We start from the raw sequence: 17,765 nt of genomic DNA, 5'->3' as shown, positions 1-17,765 counted from the left end.
GCTGCCCGCGAAATACGATGCCAAGCTCGGCAAGCCTTCGTCGGCCAGCCGCAATCTTCAACGCACGCTACCGCTGCCCCGCACCGTGCCAGCCGTGAGCGCCATCTCCGATGCCGGCGAGGCTTGACGAAGACCGCCGGCAGCGGCAGCAAACATCACCGCTCCAGGGCGCTGGATTTTCCAGGGACGGTACACGAACTACATCGGGAAAGGATGCGCACCCAAGCCGGAGTGAGCCCCCGGATCTCACCAGTCGACCGCCCTCACCGCACTTCGGAAGCACTGCGGCCGCCGAGCAGCTTGCCGGTGTAGGCATTCACGAAATGGACCGAGGAGCATGCCAGACAAACGACCGGCAGATGAGTGTCGGGACCGATCTGCTCCAGTGCCGTCAGCAGGTGCTGCACGTTCATGCCCGGCGTGGGCACCTGAAAAGTACTCTTTGCTCCATCCGGCCAGCATAGGGCTGGATACTGCGCCCTGAAACTGCGGTTGTTTACTGAGAGCGTGCCGGCGCCTCCTGGAGCACCGTGCGGCGGCAGTTATGAATCTTCATCGCGTCTGGAGGCTGGGTCGAGGACACCATTTTGCGTATTCTTTGGCCCAGCGCTCAAGCCGCGCGGCTGGCTCCGCATCGTTGAGCGCAAGAGTGGGCACCTTCTCGGCAAGTAATCTGGTTTTATCGTCCTCCATGGAATTCCTACCCCGAATGGGGCTCGTGTTGCGCAGAATGCTGGATGCCCTTGCATACAACTCACCGTCGCTTGACTCCGCGTTCACCTTCGCCAGCTTCCCCGGCGAGGATTGCCTGGACCTGATCTCCCCCGCCGTTGGACGCCACTCGGAAAGACCTGCCGTGACGAGCGTCTCGAGCTGACGATGTGGCCTTTGCGATATGAGCGGATCCTCATTGAGGCAACATCCAGATCTCGAGGCGGGGCGCTGCAAGGATGGGCGATGCGGCGGTCAGCGTAACAGTTCGAACACCTGAAGCGTACTTGCCGCTGCAGTGACGAGGTGCGCTGTAGGCTGAAGGCCTCGGCGAGGCTCCGCAGCTGGGCATTTCTCCAATAGAGAATCGGTCTGGATCATGCGAGCGGCCCGCATGGCCCTGCTGCAAACTAGTTCCTTCTACCTGTATCTCCGGCCGTTCGGGTCGAAGCGGGATGCACCAATCTCCTCCGGCCCTGGCGGGCAGGACCATTAACTCTCAAGCGGCGTCAGAGCGCGGGCCTCGCGGTGAAGGCCGGGAGTCGCCACGCTCCTGGGGGGAATAATCCGTTCATGGACGTGCGAAGAAGGTGTCCGGTCAATCAGGAGGCTGATCAGTTCAGGGCGACTGTAGTGACCGCTTGCGTCCATCACTCTCTTGCGCCCGTCGATTTCGATGAAGTCGAGATCTGCAATCACATCTCCTTCACCTTCCTTCAGGGGCTCGCCTATCAATTGACCATCGGGGGCAACGATAGCGGTGAAGCAACCGCCCGAAATCGGTGCGATAGCAGCGCCCGTGTCGTTGGCAATTTGGGCTTGTTGGTCGGCGTTGAGCCATGCGGTTGCGCTGACGACGAAGCAGGCCGACTCAAGGGCATGCTGTCGGGTGCTCACTTCCGTTTGCTGGGAGAAGAGGGGGCCGAAGATCGAACCGGGGTACATCGCGGAGTGGATCTGCTCGCCATCGGCAATTAAGGCGTATCTGGCCAGCGGGAGATAATGTTCCCAGCACGCAAGCTGGCCGATCCGGCCAACCGCGCTGTCTACGGCGCGAAGGCCGGCACCGTCGCCCTGGCCCCACACCATCCGCTCATGATAGGTAGGGGTGATCTTGCGGCGACGCTGGATCAGCGTGCCGTCCGCATCGAACAGGAGTTGAGTGTTGTAGATTGATCCTCCGTCCCGCTCGTTGGCGCCGACTGAAACGACCATTTGGGCGTCCTTGGCGGCATCGCCGATCGCATGCGTCTCCGCAGAGGGTACCGTAAGGGATTGCTCAAGCAGCCTCTGATGCTCATTGGCAAGCGTGAAGGGCGGCTGGACGAACGAGAAATACGGGTAGTAGGGAATGATGGTCTCGGGGAACGTGGCGAAACGCACCCCCTTCTTGCCCAATTCGCGAATCTTTTTGGTGATCTTCTCGACTGTCCCCTCTCGGCTGTACAACACGGGGCTGATCTGTACGGCGGCTGCCTTGACGATGTTTCTCATTCTCTTCTTCTCATTGTGAGTATTCGAGCGCTGCACTGGACTGGTGTAGAGGACGACAGATGACTGTCACGGGAGGCTCTTCGAGCACAGCGGCAAGGCTTGTCGGATTCAGGGCTGTGTGCGTCTGCCATCGACAGGCGCGTCGATGCCGGTGATGTAGGATGCGTCGCAGAAAGCGAGGAAGCTCACGCGCCGCGATCTTCCGTGGCTTGCCGAAGTGTTTCGCGGCTATCTGCTCGAGCAGGACCGATCCGCGGTCTTGCACGCTGACCTCGGAAATGCCGATTTTCCTAAACAGCGGGGTTTCAATGACGCCCGAGCTCTCGGCGTTTACGTGAACGCTTCGGCGGATCAGTTGGTCGCCAAGCGCTCGCGTCAAGTTGCACAGTGCGGCCTTGGATGCGGATACGGCCGATGTTCCCGCGATTCCGACCTGATCGGACAAAGAAGCCGTGAAGCCGATCGCGTTTAGATTGCGCGCGCGAGGCAACGCGTTGTGGACGTTGAAATAGGGTCTAGGGAAATTGACGCTTAAGACGTCAAAGCTCTGCTGCGTTGTTTCCGCGAGCGAGCCGGGTTTCGCGATTTCGGCATTGGCATCGAAATGGGCTATAATAGTTTCGCGCATTCCTTGGAAGCGGGATAGCCAGCGCGAAAAGCGGCAATAGCCAAGCCTCGCTGTCCAGATAGCTGCGCAATGCCCTGCAGGACTGTGGCTCATGACGCGTTTTCCGCATCGCTTGGGTTATGCGTTGAGGGATAAGACTTTCTACCTACTGTGTCGGTAGTCGCGTCGGCTACTGCCGTAGTCGAATCATGCGCCATCATGTAGTACGTGGCGAAGTGGCCGCTCTTGCTGGCGATCTTACCATTCTTGCGAGTGACGTTGCCTTTCTCACGTTTGGTAATCAGCTTCATCTTGCACCGCTTGGCGATCAGGGGCATCGGGACAAGCTTCCATCCCGTGGCCTTGCGCAACTCTGCTTGTGTAACGCCGCCTTGTCGTGAGGCGAGAGAGCGGATCAGATTGGATTTGGTGTGAGGATGCTTGGCCATCGTCGCCATCCGGGGGAATTGGGCCTCATTCAAACGGCTCCAAGCCAATGGGCTTCTCGTGGCGCAGCTGTCCCTTCCATCGAAAGGGGACGATTTAGTTCCGTTCCTTTGGAATTGTGGAAACATATTGCAGACGATCTCAGGCGTTGCCCGATCGCAATCTGACGTAAACGATACCGTCGCACCAGCTTGCTGAAGTGTGGGGCAGTGCAAGTTCTCGCATTTTTCGACAGGATGTTCGCATAGTAAGACCTTACAACGTGGATTGCTAACACAGAGGACCTGCGATGCAATTCGCTAAAACTGGTAGGCCAACTATTCAGAAGACCTTCCGAAACTCTGGAAGGCTTCCGCTTGTCAAGCAAGCAGCGTTACTCCAGTGAGCGGCAGCTCGATGGAGACCGGGCAAGTCTCAACTCGCTTCAGATTTCAGCATTCATGTCATGCGGCCTGCTACCTTCAGATATCTGCCGTCGGGACCGATCTAACGCGCTCGCTCCGTTCGATTTGGCTCTATCGTTGTTTGCGGCCGAAATGTACTCGGCGCGAGCACCCTCGCAAATTCCCTTGTAGTCCTGCATCGCCCGCCCGCTTACTCTGGAATTGCGGGGTTCGAATCGAAGCTCACCTCTTTCAGAACGGTTGATCCGCTGGAAAGCCTTCGGCCAAGCGCTTCAACGAATCGATCATAACGTTCGGCGCCTTTGGCGCGAGCGGCTGGACTGGATTGTTCTGGTAATGCCGGCACCGATGTCAACCAGAAGCGAATGAACAGGGCGAGCGTCTCGAGCGTGATGTTGCCATTGCGTTCGAGACGCTCGAGCAGCCGTGCGGTCCGATCCAGCCGCTTGGCAATAGCCGCCTCGCGTCGGTCGGAATCGTCAGGCGAAAGAAATGACGTGATCGCGGCCTCTGCGACCAGCGACTTGGGTTGGCCACGACGCTCCGCGAAGACATCAAGGGTTCTGAATGTCTCCGGATCAAGGTAGACACTGAGCTGAATCTTTTTCACCGATTTGCCCACTCAGAGGTCCATGCCATCGTCAGGGTCGAGGCTGGTCGCGCGCGCTAATCCCTGCATTGCGCGGCTAAGCGCTTGTGCCTGGACAGCATCTGCGTCGGGCTCATCGGGACCAGCATCGAACTCATGTTCCGCGAGCGGTGCCTTGATTTCGATCTCCTCGTGCTGCGGCAATTCTGGCTCGCGCCGCAGCCCTCCATTCGGATCGCCACGCTTTTGCTGCCGAGGCGCAAGCAGTTCGGTCGAGGGCGCAGGGGTTGGGTGCCCTGACCAGTCTTCATTTGGGCGCGAGGACAAGAGAATTGTTCCTGTTTCAGCGGGCTTGACGATTCGCTTCTGAAATTGCGGGTCCTCATAGTAACGAACCTTAGTGGCACGCAGCGGATGGAGGCCCGACACCATCACAATCGCCTCTTTCGATGAGAGCTGCATGACTTCGCCGGGCGTCAGGAGCGGACGGGACGTCTCTTGGCGGCTCACCATCAAGTGTCCAAGCCAGGGGCTTAAGCGATGCCCGGCATAGTTTTTCATGGCGCGCAGTTCGGTTGCGGTCCCCAGAGCATCCGAGACGCGCTTAGCGGTGCGCTCGTCATTTGTGGAGAAGGCGATCCGGATGTGACAATTGTCGAGAATCGCGTGGTTCGGCCCATAGGCACGTTCTAATTGATTCAAGCTCTGAGTGATCAGGAAACTGCGAATGCCATAGCCCGCCATGAAGGCAAGCTGGCTCTCGAAAAAATCGAGGCGGCCAAGGGCTGCAAACTCATCGAGCATCAGTAGGAGCTTTTGACGGCGCCGGTCGGGATCCAGGCTCTCGGTCAGGCGCCGTCCGATCTGGTTGAGGATGAGCCGCATCAGGGGTTTGGTGCGGACGATGTCGGATGGCGGCACGACGAGATAGAGTGAAACGGGCTTCTGTCTGTCGACGAGATCGCGAATGCGCCAATCGCTCCGCGCGGTGACCTTAGCGACGACCGGATCGCGATAAAGGCCCAAGAAGCTCATGGTGGTCGACAGCACGCCCGACCGCTCGTTTTCGCTCTTGTTGAGCAGCTCTCGCGCAGCTGAAGCGACGACGGGATGAACGTGATCACCAAGATGGGGAGTCGCAAGCATCGCATTCAGCGTGGCCACGATCGGGCGGCACGGGTCCGAAAGAAATCTGGCAACCCCGGCAAGTGTCTTGTCAGCTTCAGCGTAGAGGACATGCAGGATAGCGCCGACGAGCAGAGAATGGCTGGTTTTTTCCCAATGATTGCGCCGCTCGAGCGCCCCTTCGGGATCGACTAGGATATCCGCGACATTTTGCGCGTCTCGTACTTCGCAATCACCACGGCGAATCTCAAGAAGGGGATTGTAGGCCGCGCTTGCTGCGTTGGTCGGGTCGAACAAGAGTACATCTCCAAGGTGCGCGCGCCACCCCGAGGTCAACTGGAAATTCTCGCCCTTGATATCGTGGACGATCACCGAACGCGGCCAGGTCAAAAGAGTCGGAACGACAAGGCCGACTCCCTTGCCCGAACGGGTAGGCGCAAAGCAGAGCACGTGCTCAGGCCCATCATGGCGAAGATATCGACCATCGAAACGCCCGAGCACAAGGCCATCGTTGCCTAGCAACCCCGCCCGTTTGACTTCGCGCGTATCGGCCCAACGCGCTGATCCGTAAGTCGTGACATCGCGAGCCTCATGCGCGCGCAAGACCGAAAGCATCATTGCTGCGGCGACTGCCGCGATCCCACCGCTCCCGGCAATGGCGCCCCCCTGGAGGAATATCGTGGGCGCGTAAGCGTCGAATTCAAACCACCAGATGAAGAAGGCAAACGGCTGGTAGACGGACCAGGTGCCTAATCTGAACCAGGCCGGTCCAAGCTGCGGCTGGAACGCAAGCTGACAAGCAGTCCATTCGGTCGCGGCCCACACGAAGGTGAACGCGATTAGGCAAACCAGGATCAGCTGATGCCAGATGATTTTTGTCGCAAACATGGCCTGCCGATATCGACACAATCGACCTGTTGGCTACAATCAGAGGCTTATGCTTCTCGTAGTCGCGCGCGCCCTGGCGAAGGGATCGGCGGGTCAGATTGGCAAGCCGCGTTTGGGCCCAAAAAGATCCCTCGCGTGGAACAGGCCGCCTCAAAGCACCGTCCCAAGCAGCTTCGCGTGATAGGCGCTTGGATGATGAGACAATCAACTCGTACCGTGCTGCCGCTCGAGGCGAACCGGCCGGCCTTCGCGAAGCGAGGCTCCGGGTTATAGATGTCCGGAAGGCTAGCTCGCGTCTGGCCTAAGCTCTCCGTAAGTGCGCGCGATCAAGAGAGGTGCGGCGTGCCACAACGCGTTATCGACGAGGTGAGCGTTCCCGGATTAAATCGGCGGGAGGCGGGGGTCCTGGAGTACAAGAATCATGCGGGGAGCGTCCCCGGCAGGAGCTTATTTCCGATGGGACGACACTGCCGGGCCGACGGTCATCTAGATACTCCCGCACATCGTGTCGAGCGAGTCCTCCTCCAGCCGGTCGACTGTTGATGCCTTGGCCAGCCAGATGCTCGGATGTTGTACGTCAGCTGTTGCGGTCTCTCTGGGAGCCGGGACAGGCGAACTGGCGTTTGCCAAATCTTCATTGCGCGAATCGGGTTGCCCTTCGGCTATCCGCTGTCAAAGCCAGCTTGCGGGCTCGGAGCTCTCCGATTGCTCGCCGGCCTGCCTACGCGGATAACCTCGCGCGAATGCCTCCGGATCAAAATCGAGCAGGTTGAAATCGCTATTCGCCCGCTCGATGACACGCCCACAACTGAGTCCAGCAAACTGGACTCTGGGGTCGGTGGGCGAAGCGCCGGAGTCTTCTGCAGAGCATCTGGCCATCGGCATCCGAGACCAGCACGCAAGGAAGTATCGTCACCGCCATCATGCCACAGCCAGACACCTTCCGATCACTTAAAGATCGAAGGCCCCATGCCGTTTCCGCTACACGGGATGGCCATCTAGATTCGAAGGGTTCTGCTGTGCGATTTAGCCGTTGAGAGTCTCAGCGACCTAAGGGTGAACGGCGCATTTTTCCACACAGCTGGGTCCAGTCGATGATCGAGCGCCACCAAGGTCGAGCGAACCCGGAGGCGATGAAGAGATAGTTCCAGAACGGTGGACCCTCCATTCGCTATTCGCTGCTCACTATCGCTCCTCTCCCATTTTTCCGCCTTGACAGTCGACGCGAGGCAACCAAGTCTTTCCTGCCCTGCAATTGGGCGCAGTGCAGCGCCATCGCCTCAGGTCAAAGCGATAGGCCGCGCTTGCGACCGAAGTCCCAGTCGACGCTGCCTGGACCGGCGATGCCGCTGACCTGTTTTCCCAACTCCCGCTCGAGCGAAGGCGACCAGGGCACAAGCTGAAACCCGAGGCCGTTGTCGATCATCGCGAAGCGCCCCGAGGCCAGTGACAGGCGTCGACGATAAACCCCCGAAATCTGCTCACCTACATCAGATGACGAGTGCGGAAGCCCCGTTTCCTTCATGAGACGTCGTGTGACGACGTCGAGTTCGCGATCGCGGAGGGTTTCGATCAGGTTGCGGCTTAGCCGGACCTTGTTACCATCGCGCTGGGCGAGCCCTTGGTCGGCCAAAACATCGATGCGCCGTTCAAGTGCTGCACGAACCTCCGCGCCAAACGCATTGCGCGAGAGCTCGGCAGGATTTCGCGCAACGAGCTGCCGGTCTAGCCACGTTGCACCATCCGCCGCGACCTGCTGGTCCAGGACGAGCTCCGAGCGAACCGCGAGCGCAATCCGTGTGCGACCACGGGCGTCCGCAAACCGGCGCAGTTCCACAATCCCACCGATCGGCCCATCGCCGGCCGCCTCAACGTCAGGAAGCTTCACGTGATGCACGCGCCCGTCAATCCCATCGACGATTGCAAAAGCTGTGCCCTTCAGCTCGTCATCAAGCCCGCGCGCGATGAGACGGCCAACGATCGGTTCGCCTTGAGTTTCGCCCTCCAGTGCCCAGGATGCGGGGGTGCGGCTGGCGCCGTCTCGCGTGAGGGTTTTGTGCAGCCGCTTGATGATGTCATCGCGCTCACCCAGCGCGCGCAACCTCGCCTCCGCATCGGCGGCCAGAACCCAGACCGCGGGGCCGGCAGGTTCCGCCAAGCCGAGCCGCTCGAGCGTCCGCATCCGCCCGATGCGAATTTCCCGCAATGGATCGCGCTCGGCATCCCGCTCGAACCTAAAATCGATAACGCCGTCCGCCATCCCCGCTTCCCGGGCAAGCGTCCGATCGAGCCTGGTCCAGCGTTCGGCTGTCGTGTCCGCCTCAAGGCTCTGGCGGATCTCGAGCTCCGAACGAGGGCCAAGTTCGCGCGTGACAAGGTCGCTGGCGCGGGCGCGTAAGCCCATAGCGATATAATCGCGGCTGATGACGAGGTCGGCACCGTCATCGGTACGGCCCCGCACGAGGATGTGAATGTGCGGATGCTCGGTATTCCAATGGTCGACCGCGACCCAGTCAAGCCGTGTGCCAAGGTCGCGCGAGGCTTGGTCCATCAGCTCCCGAGTGAAGCTACGCAGGCTGGCAAGTTCACCAGCATCATCAGGCGAGACGATGAACCTAAAATGATGGCGGTCACCCTCGCAACGCGTGACGAACGCGCGACCGTCCGCAACATCCCCCGCAGCGTCGAATAGTTTGCCGGGAGCGCCGTCGCGAGTGACTCCGTCGCGCTGCAGGTAACCGATATGGCCGCGCAACGCGCCCGGCGAACGCATCCGCCGTACCACCCGCGCCTTGACCATAGCGCCGCGGCCGCGGGCGTTGAGGAGCCGTGAAGCAGCGATGCTCGCGGCGCGGCCGCGTCCAAACTTACGGCCGTGGCCATCCTTGCCTTGCGAGAGGCCCCCGGCCTTCTGAGCGGCTGTGAGTACCTGCGCCAGAAACGGCTTTGTCCGGGGCGCGCGCGTGGAACGGATACGGCCGGGACGGATCCGAAGATCATCGTCGCGCGTCATTCCGGCCGCCGCAAGGCATCGAAAACCGTGTAAGAACAGCGCCTTGGGGAAAGCTGAACTTTGCTCCTAGTCGCCGCAATGTTTAGTGGATCATTGAAATCCGTACACTTTCTCGCACAACCGACCGGCCGCACCTTGCGGCTTTTATCCTGCCCTCGGCGGTCGGCTCCCCCCGCTCTCTGCCGGCCATTCTCAAACATGCGAGAACCTTCGAGGCCTTGCGACCAAATCCGATTGCTATCATGGAGACTGCACCTTGATTGATCGATGCCAAAACAGCCCCCTCGCGCGAGGTACAAGTGCACGGGCAACAGCTTTAGGCGCTGCCTTCGACGGATTCATTGTGCGCACTCCTGATGCAAAGTTGTCGGCAGCGGACGAGCTGCCAGATCGCTCAACAAAAACTGGAGCTTGCTGCCACAGGACGACGCGTCTGGCGGCCGAACCACGGCTGTTGCGTTGCTCAACTCCGATCAATGCTGCGAGTCTGGCTACATATGTTTGCGTTTCTTCTGGAAGCGATCGACCTGTCGTCAAATGCTCGTCATACCGCTTCGGTCCCGCATTGTAGGCTGCAAGAAACCCTCCCGATCCGAACCGGTCGAGCATCTCGCGAATGTACGCTGCCCCAGCTATAATATTGTCGTGCGGATCAAACGGATCGATACCGAGATCGTGACGAGCGCTCAGTTCGACCCAGGTCGCGGGCATGATTTGCATCAGCCCGAGCGCTCCTCGAGGCGATATTGCGTGCGCATTACCGCCACTTTCGACCTGCATCACGGCATCGATCCAACGCTCCGGGATCGCGAACCGGTGGGAGGCTTCGGTCACGAACGCGGCGTATGCAATGCTACGAGGCAGGGTTATGGAGTGCGCAGCTGGTGCCCGCGATGCGACCTCCGCTCTGGCGCTCGAGGTCGGTCCGAACGTCAGCAGAACTTCCAAAAAGCAAGCAGTGGCCCCACATCGCATTGTGCGGACTGCCGCCAAGTATAAAGTTTCTCCCAGCCGGCCTTGAGGCCGCCTGATCCTGGGGCAATTCGCGCCGATTCTCAAGAAGCTGGCCGAGACGGAGCAACGATGTTGCGAACGGCCGTATGGAGAAATGACAAGCCAACAGGGGAGAGCCGGCATTGTCACTTCTCTCTGGTCCACACCGGGAGCGCTCGCCCAATGACGGCCGATCTCGGCAGGGGTCCGAAATATCGGCCGTCTAGTGAGTCCGCCGACTGCCAGTTCATGAGAAACACTTCGCCCTCAGCAATGACCCGGCAACCCTGCCAGACCGGCAACGGACGGCCGCGACGATCGCGCTCGCTTGCCTCACCCACGTGTATGCTGTCGACGATGATTGCGAGGCCCGTTCTGCAGACGGTTTGGCCGGGCAACGCCAGCACACGCTTGAGCATTGGAAGGCCGCTTGGCAAATAGCCGTTGAGATCGAGAAAAGTCGCGAGCGGGTCTGGAGTTCGAACCGCCACGAGCTCAGTAACGTGCAATGGTCCGGCCTCTTGCAGGCGATAGACTCCGATCGGCACGCTGTCCGAGGCATTCCAGATGTACAATGGTGAGGTGTTGTTGACTGGCCAGAGCGCGAGCATTGTGGCCCCACACATCGCAAGAATGTTCCCCAACCGTCCCATCAGAGTGCCAACCTACGCCGATGGAGCCACGCTTGGTGGCGTGCACGGGTATAAGCTCGTGGCTTTTCGTTGACAGAAAGTCGGTTGTGGGCGTGATGCCAATACTCGGGGGCCGCATCGGCAGGATCGATGCCCAGTGACTCTACGGAGCCGATCAACTGGAGAACGCGTTCGACCTTTGGCCAACCAGCTAATCGCAGCAGGCTTTCGCCGCCGGGACTGACCCAAGGCACGGTTGAGTATCGCTGGCCTGGCGCGACCGCGCGTAAAATGTCGATCCGAGACAGGACGGTTCCGAAGTCGTTGGACGTCCAGCGCACGAACGCGAAGATTTTGCCGGGCAAAAACGAGAGAATGCGCCGGTGATGATCAACGATCTTCTCTGATGCAGGTTTACCGAACCGGATTCGATTTTCGATGCGCTTCTCGAGCCACAAGAGCTCAACAGTTGTGAGGTCGCTCACCTGACTGCTCCATATTGTTGAGAGGGATTTGGACGCGCCGAGAATGGCTATCACCGACGCATCGTGCGAGGAGCCTTTGCGTCGGTAGGACGGCTGTAATGACGCTTGCATGGATCGGTTGCTTCGCGATAATCCGGGAACGGAACGGGCGGCGCGTTCCGGCGGAGAATGATGGTAGAGAGGAACGACGGAATTTATGCAGGGCTCGACGTGTCGCTCCAGGCAACGAATGTTTGCGTGGTGGACGGCGACGGCAACGTCGTCCAGGAAGCGACACTCAAGACCGATCCGGACGCGATCGAGCTGTTCTTGGTGGAATGCGGAATCCACGGCCTGGAAGCGTTCTCGTACAGCGCCTGGCTGTTCACGGCGCTTTCCGAAAAGGGCCTCCCCGTGATCTGCATCGAGACCTGGCATGCCAAGGCGGCGCTGAACGCGATGCTGAACAAGACCGATCGGAACAATGCCAAGGGCATCGCGCAGATGATGCGGACCGGCTGGTTCCGCGCAGTCCATGTCAAATCGGAAGGCGCGCAAACGCTGCGGGCGCTGCTGGTCGGGCGCAAGGCGCTGCTCGGCAAGGTGCTCGACATGGAGAACATGATCCGCGGCCTGTTGCGCCCGCTCGGCCTCAAGGTCGGCGAGATCTCGGTCGGACATTTTGACGCGCGGGTACGCGAGATCACGGCCGGGAAGAAGGAATTGGAGGCGATCGTCACGCCATTGCTCGACGCTAGAAGCGCGATGCGGCTGCAGCTGGCCAAGCTGCAACGCTTGGCGCTGGCGGCGGCGCGCCGCGACAGCGCGGTGCGGCGGATGATGACCCTGCCCGGCGTCGGCGCACTCGTGGCGCTGACGTTCCGCGCCACCGTCGACGATCCGGCGCGCTTCAGGAGGTCGACCAATGTCGGCGCGCATTTTGGTTTGACGCCGCCGCGCTACCAATCCGGGCAGACCGACCGCATCGGGCGCATCTCCAAATGCGGCGATGAGCTGACGCGGGCGATGCTCTACGAGGCGGCGATCGCGATCCTGACGCGCATTCCGAAGAACTTTAAGCTGCGGCTGTGGGGCCTGCGGCTCGCCAGGAAGAAGGGTTTGAAGCGCGCGGCAACAGCCGTGGCGCGCGCCCTCGCTGTGCTGCTGCACAAGATCTGGAGCGATGGCACGACGTTCCGGTTTGGCGCCGGCGGCAAGCGCGGCCGGGTCGCTGCGGCGATGTAGGGGCCTTCGCGACCCGGCCGCTTCCACGCGCGCCTTCTCCTTCCGCCACGGCGGAGCAGCGTCTCCCGAGGAGACGGGGATTTGGGTGAGATCGCAACTTTTCTTGCCGGCGGCTTCATGACGACGTTTGAAGCCATCACGCACGGCGCTGGTTAGCCTGACCGCCCTTTCCTCAGATTCCGGCTTGTGGTGGCCGTCGTGCCAACCACGGATGTTAGCAAGTTCTCCTCGACGAGCGAGTGGCTGCAAAAGGATGTGACGCGCATCAGGCGATGATGTTGACGTCAGCGATCGCGCAGATTTGCGCGCGATCGCGTGCGCGCGCGTGCGTTGGAGGAAAGAATCGCATTGCGGAGAAGTTTTGCGCGTGAGAGAGTGAGCACATGAGGCATCCTCGTTGCACGCCCGGCCGACTTGTTCACAACGTACTGATTCACGACAAGAAGGAAGATTGCCGTCGCAGTGTTTTAGGTGCGATTTCAGTCCCCGGTAGCACGCGGATGGGGTGCCCGATGGCACGAGTCTTCCAGTCCCTGATAACACGAGCGAATTCACAGCTTATCCCCTGCAGGGCTGATAAGGCCAAGCTTTCGCAATGGCCGCGTAGGCGGGTCGATCTGGACGGGTGCGAAATTCAATCGTTCTTCGCCATTCAGGTCGTGTGTGATAGCCAGCCGATAGCTCGGCAAGGTCTGATGATGCACGATTTGGCCCGGTCGTCGGCGAAGTGCTTCAGCGGCGTGAGGCTCCCGGACTTGGCATGCAAGTGCATGAGCCCGCTATGCTGATGACCCCCGTGCTTGCGGATGAGGCGATAGAGCCAACGTTCCAGTCCACCGGTCAGATCGAAATACGCGCGATCAATGGTCAGCACGAGCGATTCGTTTAGAACGCCCGTGTAGAACCAATCGGGTAAGATCAACTCAATCGCACGGGCATGCCCGTGTACATCGCTTGTGTGTTTCCATTCGTTCCTCCAGGAGAAGCGATGCCGCGATCGTTCTGTCGGTTGTCGGATTGAGGTCATGACGCTGGCTGATTGCAATCGGTCGAGCGCAGCCTTGAGGCGGTCGTAGTCGCGTACGCTGGTGCCGCGGCCGACGAAGGTCAGGATGTCATAGGGGGTGGTGGACATCAGGCGCGAGGTTTTCAACCCGGCCTCACGGGCATCGACAATCTGTGAGGCAGCCAAATCAGAACGTCCGCGTCCCAGATCGTGCTCCAGGCCATGTTCCGGCACCGCTTCGACACGGATGGTGATGGTGCCTGAGCGGAAGTCGATCGGGACGATCCGCTTGGACTTTGCTAGCGAAAAGAACGGATACGCCATCAAGTCTTGCGCGTCCCGTGCAGCGAGATTGCCCGGAAGCGCGCGAAACAGATCGAGTTGGTCGCGCTCTGACCGCCGCCTCCCGCCTGCAGTTGAGTTGCTGTCGGGCATAGGTCAGCGCCGCTCCTTGCCCGCGTACGGAATCGGCGTGTGCCGTTTCGCGGGCAGGACTGTGCCTGCGCCAGGATCGCTGGTGGACGTTTTGGCGCCGCGGTCAACCCACGCCGTCAGGTCTTCGAGCGCATACACAACGCGGCCGCCCAGCTTCCGATACGTCGGGCCTGTGCCATAGGTGCGGTGCTTTTCGAGGGTGCGACCGGACAGTCCGAGAAAGCGCGCCGCCTCGGGCGTCCGCAGGTATCGCGGCGGCAAGCCGGCGTTCGGATCGGGCATTTGCGAGGCTCCGTGGTCGTCTGGAGCGCGACCGGGTTCGGTCGCGCGTCGACGGTCACCATGACGGAGTAGGAGTGCTCAGGGGATGCCGAAGATGGACCGATGATTTTCGGCACCCCTGCTCTACTCCCTGCGAGATGGGGGATGCAGTAATGCGCGATAGCCGCCGCGCATCAGAGCCAAGCCGGCCTGCACCAGGCGGATGGTCCGGCTGCGCAGCTCATGGGTTTTCCAGCCGCGTTCAGGGATGCATTTTCGGCCGAACAGCACTTCGGCGATGACGCGATAAGAAGCGCCAAGTGCCCATCGAGTGCGCACAGCGAAGGCCAATCGTTCGCGTCGCTGCGCCGAAAGCTGATAAAATGGGGGTCCTGGGGCGCGGCCGGTGATAGCGCGCCACAACCGACGTGAAGCGTGCACGCGGATCTCCGAGGCGTCCGGCTTTACTCAGCAATACATCAGCGATTTAGAGCGTGGCCGGCGCAATCCCACGATAGTGACGCTGTTCGAACTCGCGAGCACATTAAGCCTTAGCCACGTCGATCTCGTGTTGCCTGATGAGGAATTCTGCAAAGAGCGAACCAAGACGCCGAAGCAAAAATGAAAGGACCTCAGCTTGACGCTTGTTTCGGTTGCCCGGCAGTTGCTGCATGACTTGAACACGAAGCTCCGCCTAGGGTGTAGCCTTCGCCGCCTTCGTCATCGAAACAGGTTCGCGTATATCGGCGCGTCGAGGAGGATAGTCAAGCTCGTGTGAGAGGTATTCGCGCGCTTCCTTCGGAGCGCGTTGACCACACTGCGCCTATCTCGCGACTATACTGCGCACCAAAGAGCAAGCTTATGAGCCGTTAACCGGCAATTCTTCTATGATGACCGGAAATTAAGGCTTCAAGACCATGGTCACAATAGGCTGCCTAAAGGCGGGCTTTACCATTCCAACACAGCGTCCGCCCAAGGATTGATCAACGAGTGCTAAGCGCTCGGCCGGCGCTATAATTCACAAGCGTCGACCTCCTCGTCGGGGAGTTTCTCAGCGTCCAGCTCCAGCCTGTTTTTCGCCTCTTCCAGCTCCCGTGTGACTAGCACGTAGTCTTCGAACGTGCTCGAGGCGCTGATCTGCGTGTCGATCAACAGCCGCAGCTCGTGCCTGAACTGATACTTGCTGACGATCATTCGCCTTTCCTACTATTGCTGGGTTCAGGTACGAGATCCAACTTTTCGAGCTGGCGCGTCGAACAGTTTGCGCTACTTCGGCGTCGCTCAGAGACTCACGAGCGCTCCGACTTTCCGCCCCCGACGCTGTTTACGACGTTGCGTAAAACGATTTCAGAAAGCTGCACTACCTGCCGCTTGAGAAACACAACCAGCTGTGTGAGACGAAGAATTTCTTGTTTGCAGCGCTCTAGCTCGCGCTCTTCGTCTGTCATCGTCGATGCTTCATGGCGATTTGTACTTGTCGTCATGGTTCATATGCCCTCCTTCTGCGAGACGAATCTATTTCGTTCTGCGAACTTTTTTTCGAACACGAATTGCGCCGGCTTGCCTTGATCCCCATCGACAAACCCCTTCGCCACCAATAGCTCGCGGGCCATCGCGCACCAAGCCGGGGCTGCCACAGATCATGATGCGGTCATGCTGCGGCTCCAGTTCCGGCAGTTCGATCTCCGCGAACAGCTTGCCTGAAATGATCAGATCGGTGGCCCGGCCGCGGTTACAGAAGGAATCGCGCGTCACGGTCGGATAGTAGATCAGCTGGTAGCGCACGAAGTCGCCGACCAGTTCGCCGCACGGCAGTTTTTCCGTGATCATCTCGCCATAGGCGAGCTCGGCGACGCGGCGGCAGCCATGCAGCAGCACGACATTCTCGAATCGCAAATAGGTTTCAGGATCTTTGATAACGCTCAGGAACGGCGCAAGCCCGGTGCCGGTGCCGATAAGATACAGATTGCGCCCGTCCCCGAGATTATCGATGACCAGCGTCCCCGTCGCCGTGCGGCTGACGATGATCTCGTCACCCTCCTTCAGATGCTGCAGACGCGAGGTTAAGGGACCATCCGGTGCCTTGATCGAGAGGAATTCCAACCGGTTCTCGTAATGAGCGCTGGCGAGGCTGTAGGCCCGCAGCAGCGGCTTCTCGTCGACCTTGCGCCCGATCATCGTGAATTCACCGCTACGGAAGCAGAACGACGGATTCCGGGTCGTGGTGAAGCTGAAGAGATTGTCCGTCCAGTGATGGACGCTCAGTACTTTTCCTGGCTGAACTTGCTCATCTCACCGTCCCGGCGGCGATCAATCCGCAGGCGCTGCCCATTCACGTAGATTATCCAATCTCTTTACTCTTCCGCCCGCCGGCCTCCCCAAATAAACTTTTTGCCCAGTTCACGCGGGCCGGTAGGCTAGCTTTGCCAGCTCACTCTCGGCCGAGTGGCCGTGCCCCTTCTCGAGCCGCCGCAATGGCAGATTTGGGCGCATTTGCTCCGACAAACATAGTACATTGCGAACAAACAATCTCGTTTCGCACGTGAGTGTGGTGTCTCGGCTTCAGTGGAGCGCTTCGTACAAAACACCTGTTCCATCTCGCCTGGACCTTGCGCTCGGTTCCAACGCTACTGGAACGCGAACTCCAACGAGGATCGACGCTCCGACATTCGCCGAGATATCAATCCCCTGAACATGCTTCCTACGACCGTGTGATTGCTGAAGCAGACTGTAACAACTCTGCGATTCTGCTTAATGCAATGAGGCGCGTGTTCACGGCTAAATCCTGCATCTTGGCCACCTTCTTCGATGGATTTCACGCCGCACATGGTCCCGAACTTTCCCGGACAGCGGCCTTGTCATGACGGCACATGCTCGGTCCGATGCAGACAGCCGCGTGCTTTCAGCCTCCCCTCAAGCAAGGACTAAAGCCGAAGCACAAGAGACATGGGCACGGACTTCAAGGTCTGCATCGAGCGGCAGTTCGGCGGAATAGAAGGTCCTGTCCTGGACAAGATCGCAACATCACATTGTGTTTGTCGGGGCATTGTACCGGCAGAAGCGTTCGATGAATGGAAGGATGTGATCGGCGGACTTCCTCCATCGGGACGGTTTGGGATGGGCGTTGTGTCGATCAATAACGAAGTGATGTCTGCCCGGAGGGCGGCGACGCTGCGCCCGCCTGATCTTTTTATCCGGGAGGAGAACGAAGAAAGGCCCGACCTAGTTGAGCCATGACGAACTGGTCGGGGTCAGGTGCACGTGCCAGCGCTGTCTTTTAGCCATCCATCGTTGGATCAGTGCGGACTTAGTCGTCCGTGAAGAACCTCCAAGCGGTTGATCAAGAATCAGTTTTCGGGGCGAGAAGGTCTTTGGGATTGCAAACTTTCGGGCTTTGACGGCCCAAAAGCTTGCAGTTTCATTTTTGAGGATTCCGTCGAATCACGAGTCG

The 17,765-nt window shown here is 59.8% G+C and carries 18 protein-coding genes and 1 pseudogene; 3 read left to right on the top strand and 16 right to left on the bottom strand.

Annotated elements, in window-relative coordinates; translation table 11 throughout:
• Positions 1-263 precede the first annotated feature (263 nt).
• From IVB12_RS32695 to IVB12_RS32650, 10 genes are all read right to left on the bottom strand, one after another.
• Entirely contained in the window at positions 264-413 is a 150-nt protein-coding gene (locus IVB12_RS32695) for a hypothetical protein (protein ID WP_247278021.1), read from the bottom strand.
• A 790-nt stretch (positions 414-1,203) separates the two neighbouring features.
• Positions 1,204-2,205 (bottom strand): nitrilase-related carbon-nitrogen hydrolase, encoded by a 1,002-nt coding sequence (locus IVB12_RS32690; protein WP_247305777.1) that lies wholly within the window; start codon positions 2,203-2,205, stop codon positions 1,204-1,206.
• Positions 2,206-2,215: 10 nt separating this feature from the next.
• A complete protein-coding gene (locus tag IVB12_RS32685; protein WP_247305775.1) occupies positions 2,216-2,926 on the bottom strand; it encodes an SDR family oxidoreductase in 711 nt (236 codons plus the stop codon).
• On the bottom strand, positions 2,923-3,261 hold the full coding sequence (locus IVB12_RS32680; RefSeq protein ID WP_247305772.1) for a hypothetical protein: 339 nt from the start codon (positions 3,259-3,261) through the stop codon (positions 2,923-2,925). Before IVB12_RS32680 ends, IVB12_RS32685 begins: the two co-directional genes overlap by 4 nt.
• Before the next feature lie 592 nt (positions 3,262-3,853).
• Positions 3,854-4,273: a CopG family transcriptional regulator gene (locus tag IVB12_RS32675; protein ID WP_247278024.1), complete on the bottom strand. Its 420-nt coding sequence runs from the start codon at positions 4,271-4,273 to the stop codon at positions 3,854-3,856.
• Positions 4,274-4,285: 12 nt separating this feature from the next.
• Positions 4,286-6,265, bottom strand: a complete 1,980-nt coding sequence (locus tag IVB12_RS32670; RefSeq protein ID WP_247305770.1) for a conjugal transfer protein TraG — start codon at positions 6,263-6,265, stop codon at positions 4,286-4,288.
• A 1,285-nt stretch (positions 6,266-7,550) separates the two neighbouring features.
• Positions 7,551-9,278, bottom strand: coding sequence for a VirD2 family relaxase/mobilization nuclease (locus tag IVB12_RS32665; protein ID WP_247305769.1), 1,728 nt, complete (start codon positions 9,276-9,278; stop codon positions 7,551-7,553).
• Positions 9,279-9,518: 240 nt separating this feature from the next.
• Positions 9,519-10,112, bottom strand: coding sequence for a lytic transglycosylase domain-containing protein (locus tag IVB12_RS32660; protein WP_346658361.1), 594 nt, complete (start codon positions 10,110-10,112; stop codon positions 9,519-9,521).
• Positions 10,113-10,417: 305 nt separating this feature from the next.
• On the bottom strand, positions 10,418-10,882 hold the full coding sequence (locus tag IVB12_RS32655) for a S26 family signal peptidase (RefSeq protein WP_247305765.1): 465 nt from the start codon (positions 10,880-10,882) through the stop codon (positions 10,418-10,420).
• Positions 10,883-10,923: 41 nt separating this feature from the next.
• Positions 10,924-11,388 (bottom strand): DUF2840 domain-containing protein, encoded by a 465-nt coding sequence (locus tag IVB12_RS32650; protein WP_247305763.1) that lies wholly within the window; start codon positions 11,386-11,388, stop codon positions 10,924-10,926.
• 171 nt (positions 11,389-11,559) lie between these two features.
• Here IVB12_RS32650 and IVB12_RS32645 point away from each other — a divergent pair, with 171 nt between their 5' ends.
• Entirely contained in the window at positions 11,560-12,612 is a 1,053-nt protein-coding gene (locus tag IVB12_RS32645) for an IS110 family transposase (RefSeq protein ID WP_247305761.1), read from the top strand.
• A 652-nt stretch (positions 12,613-13,264) separates the two neighbouring features.
• On the opposite strand, the gene IVB12_RS32640 is transcribed toward IVB12_RS32645, so the two are convergent.
• From IVB12_RS32640 to IVB12_RS32630, 3 genes are all read right to left on the bottom strand, one after another.
• Positions 13,265-14,053: a replication initiator protein A gene (locus IVB12_RS32640; RefSeq protein ID WP_247305759.1), complete on the bottom strand. Its 789-nt coding sequence runs from the start codon at positions 14,051-14,053 to the stop codon at positions 13,265-13,267.
• Between the two features lie 3 nt (positions 14,054-14,056).
• On the bottom strand, positions 14,057-14,335 hold the full coding sequence (locus IVB12_RS32635) for a helix-turn-helix domain-containing protein (protein ID WP_148742779.1): 279 nt from the start codon (positions 14,333-14,335) through the stop codon (positions 14,057-14,059).
• 123 nt (positions 14,336-14,458) lie between these two features.
• Positions 14,459-14,755 (bottom strand): DUF2285 domain-containing protein, encoded by a 297-nt coding sequence (locus tag IVB12_RS32630; protein WP_247278032.1) that lies wholly within the window; start codon positions 14,753-14,755, stop codon positions 14,459-14,461.
• Between IVB12_RS32630 and IVB12_RS32625 the strand changes: the two genes are divergently transcribed.
• Positions 14,721-14,939: a helix-turn-helix transcriptional regulator gene (locus tag IVB12_RS32625; protein ID WP_247305755.1), complete on the top strand. Its 219-nt coding sequence runs from the start codon at positions 14,721-14,723 to the stop codon at positions 14,937-14,939. The genes IVB12_RS32630 and IVB12_RS32625 overlap by 35 nt on opposite strands.
• 386 nt (positions 14,940-15,325) lie before the next feature.
• Here IVB12_RS32625 and IVB12_RS32620 read toward each other — a convergent pair whose 3' ends face one another.
• From IVB12_RS32620 to IVB12_RS32610, 3 genes and pseudogenes are all read right to left on the bottom strand, one after another.
• The gene (locus IVB12_RS32620) at positions 15,326-15,508 is read right to left on the bottom strand and encodes a hypothetical protein (RefSeq protein WP_247305753.1); all 183 of its coding nucleotides are present in this window, start codon (positions 15,506-15,508) and stop codon (positions 15,326-15,328) included.
• Positions 15,509-15,603: 95 nt separating this feature from the next.
• Entirely contained in the window at positions 15,604-15,798 is a 195-nt protein-coding gene (locus IVB12_RS32615; protein ID WP_247305750.1) for a hypothetical protein, read from the bottom strand.
• Between the two features lie 3 nt (positions 15,799-15,801).
• A pseudogene (locus IVB12_RS32610) lies at positions 15,802-16,579 on the bottom strand (ferredoxin--NADP reductase).
• Between the two features lie 681 nt (positions 16,580-17,260).
• On the opposite strand from IVB12_RS32610, the gene IVB12_RS32605 reads away from it, so the two are divergent.
• Positions 17,261-17,551 (top strand): hypothetical protein, encoded by a 291-nt coding sequence (locus IVB12_RS32605; protein WP_247305747.1) that lies wholly within the window; start codon positions 17,261-17,263, stop codon positions 17,549-17,551.
• Positions 17,552-17,765 lie beyond the last annotated feature (214 nt).

The organism is Bradyrhizobium sp. 179 (assembly GCF_023073535.1).
Taxonomy (GTDB): domain Bacteria; phylum Pseudomonadota; class Alphaproteobacteria; order Rhizobiales; family Xanthobacteraceae; genus Bradyrhizobium.
Note: the sequence above shows the minus strand (reverse complement) of the source record. Positions and strands in the feature narration are given on the sequence as shown.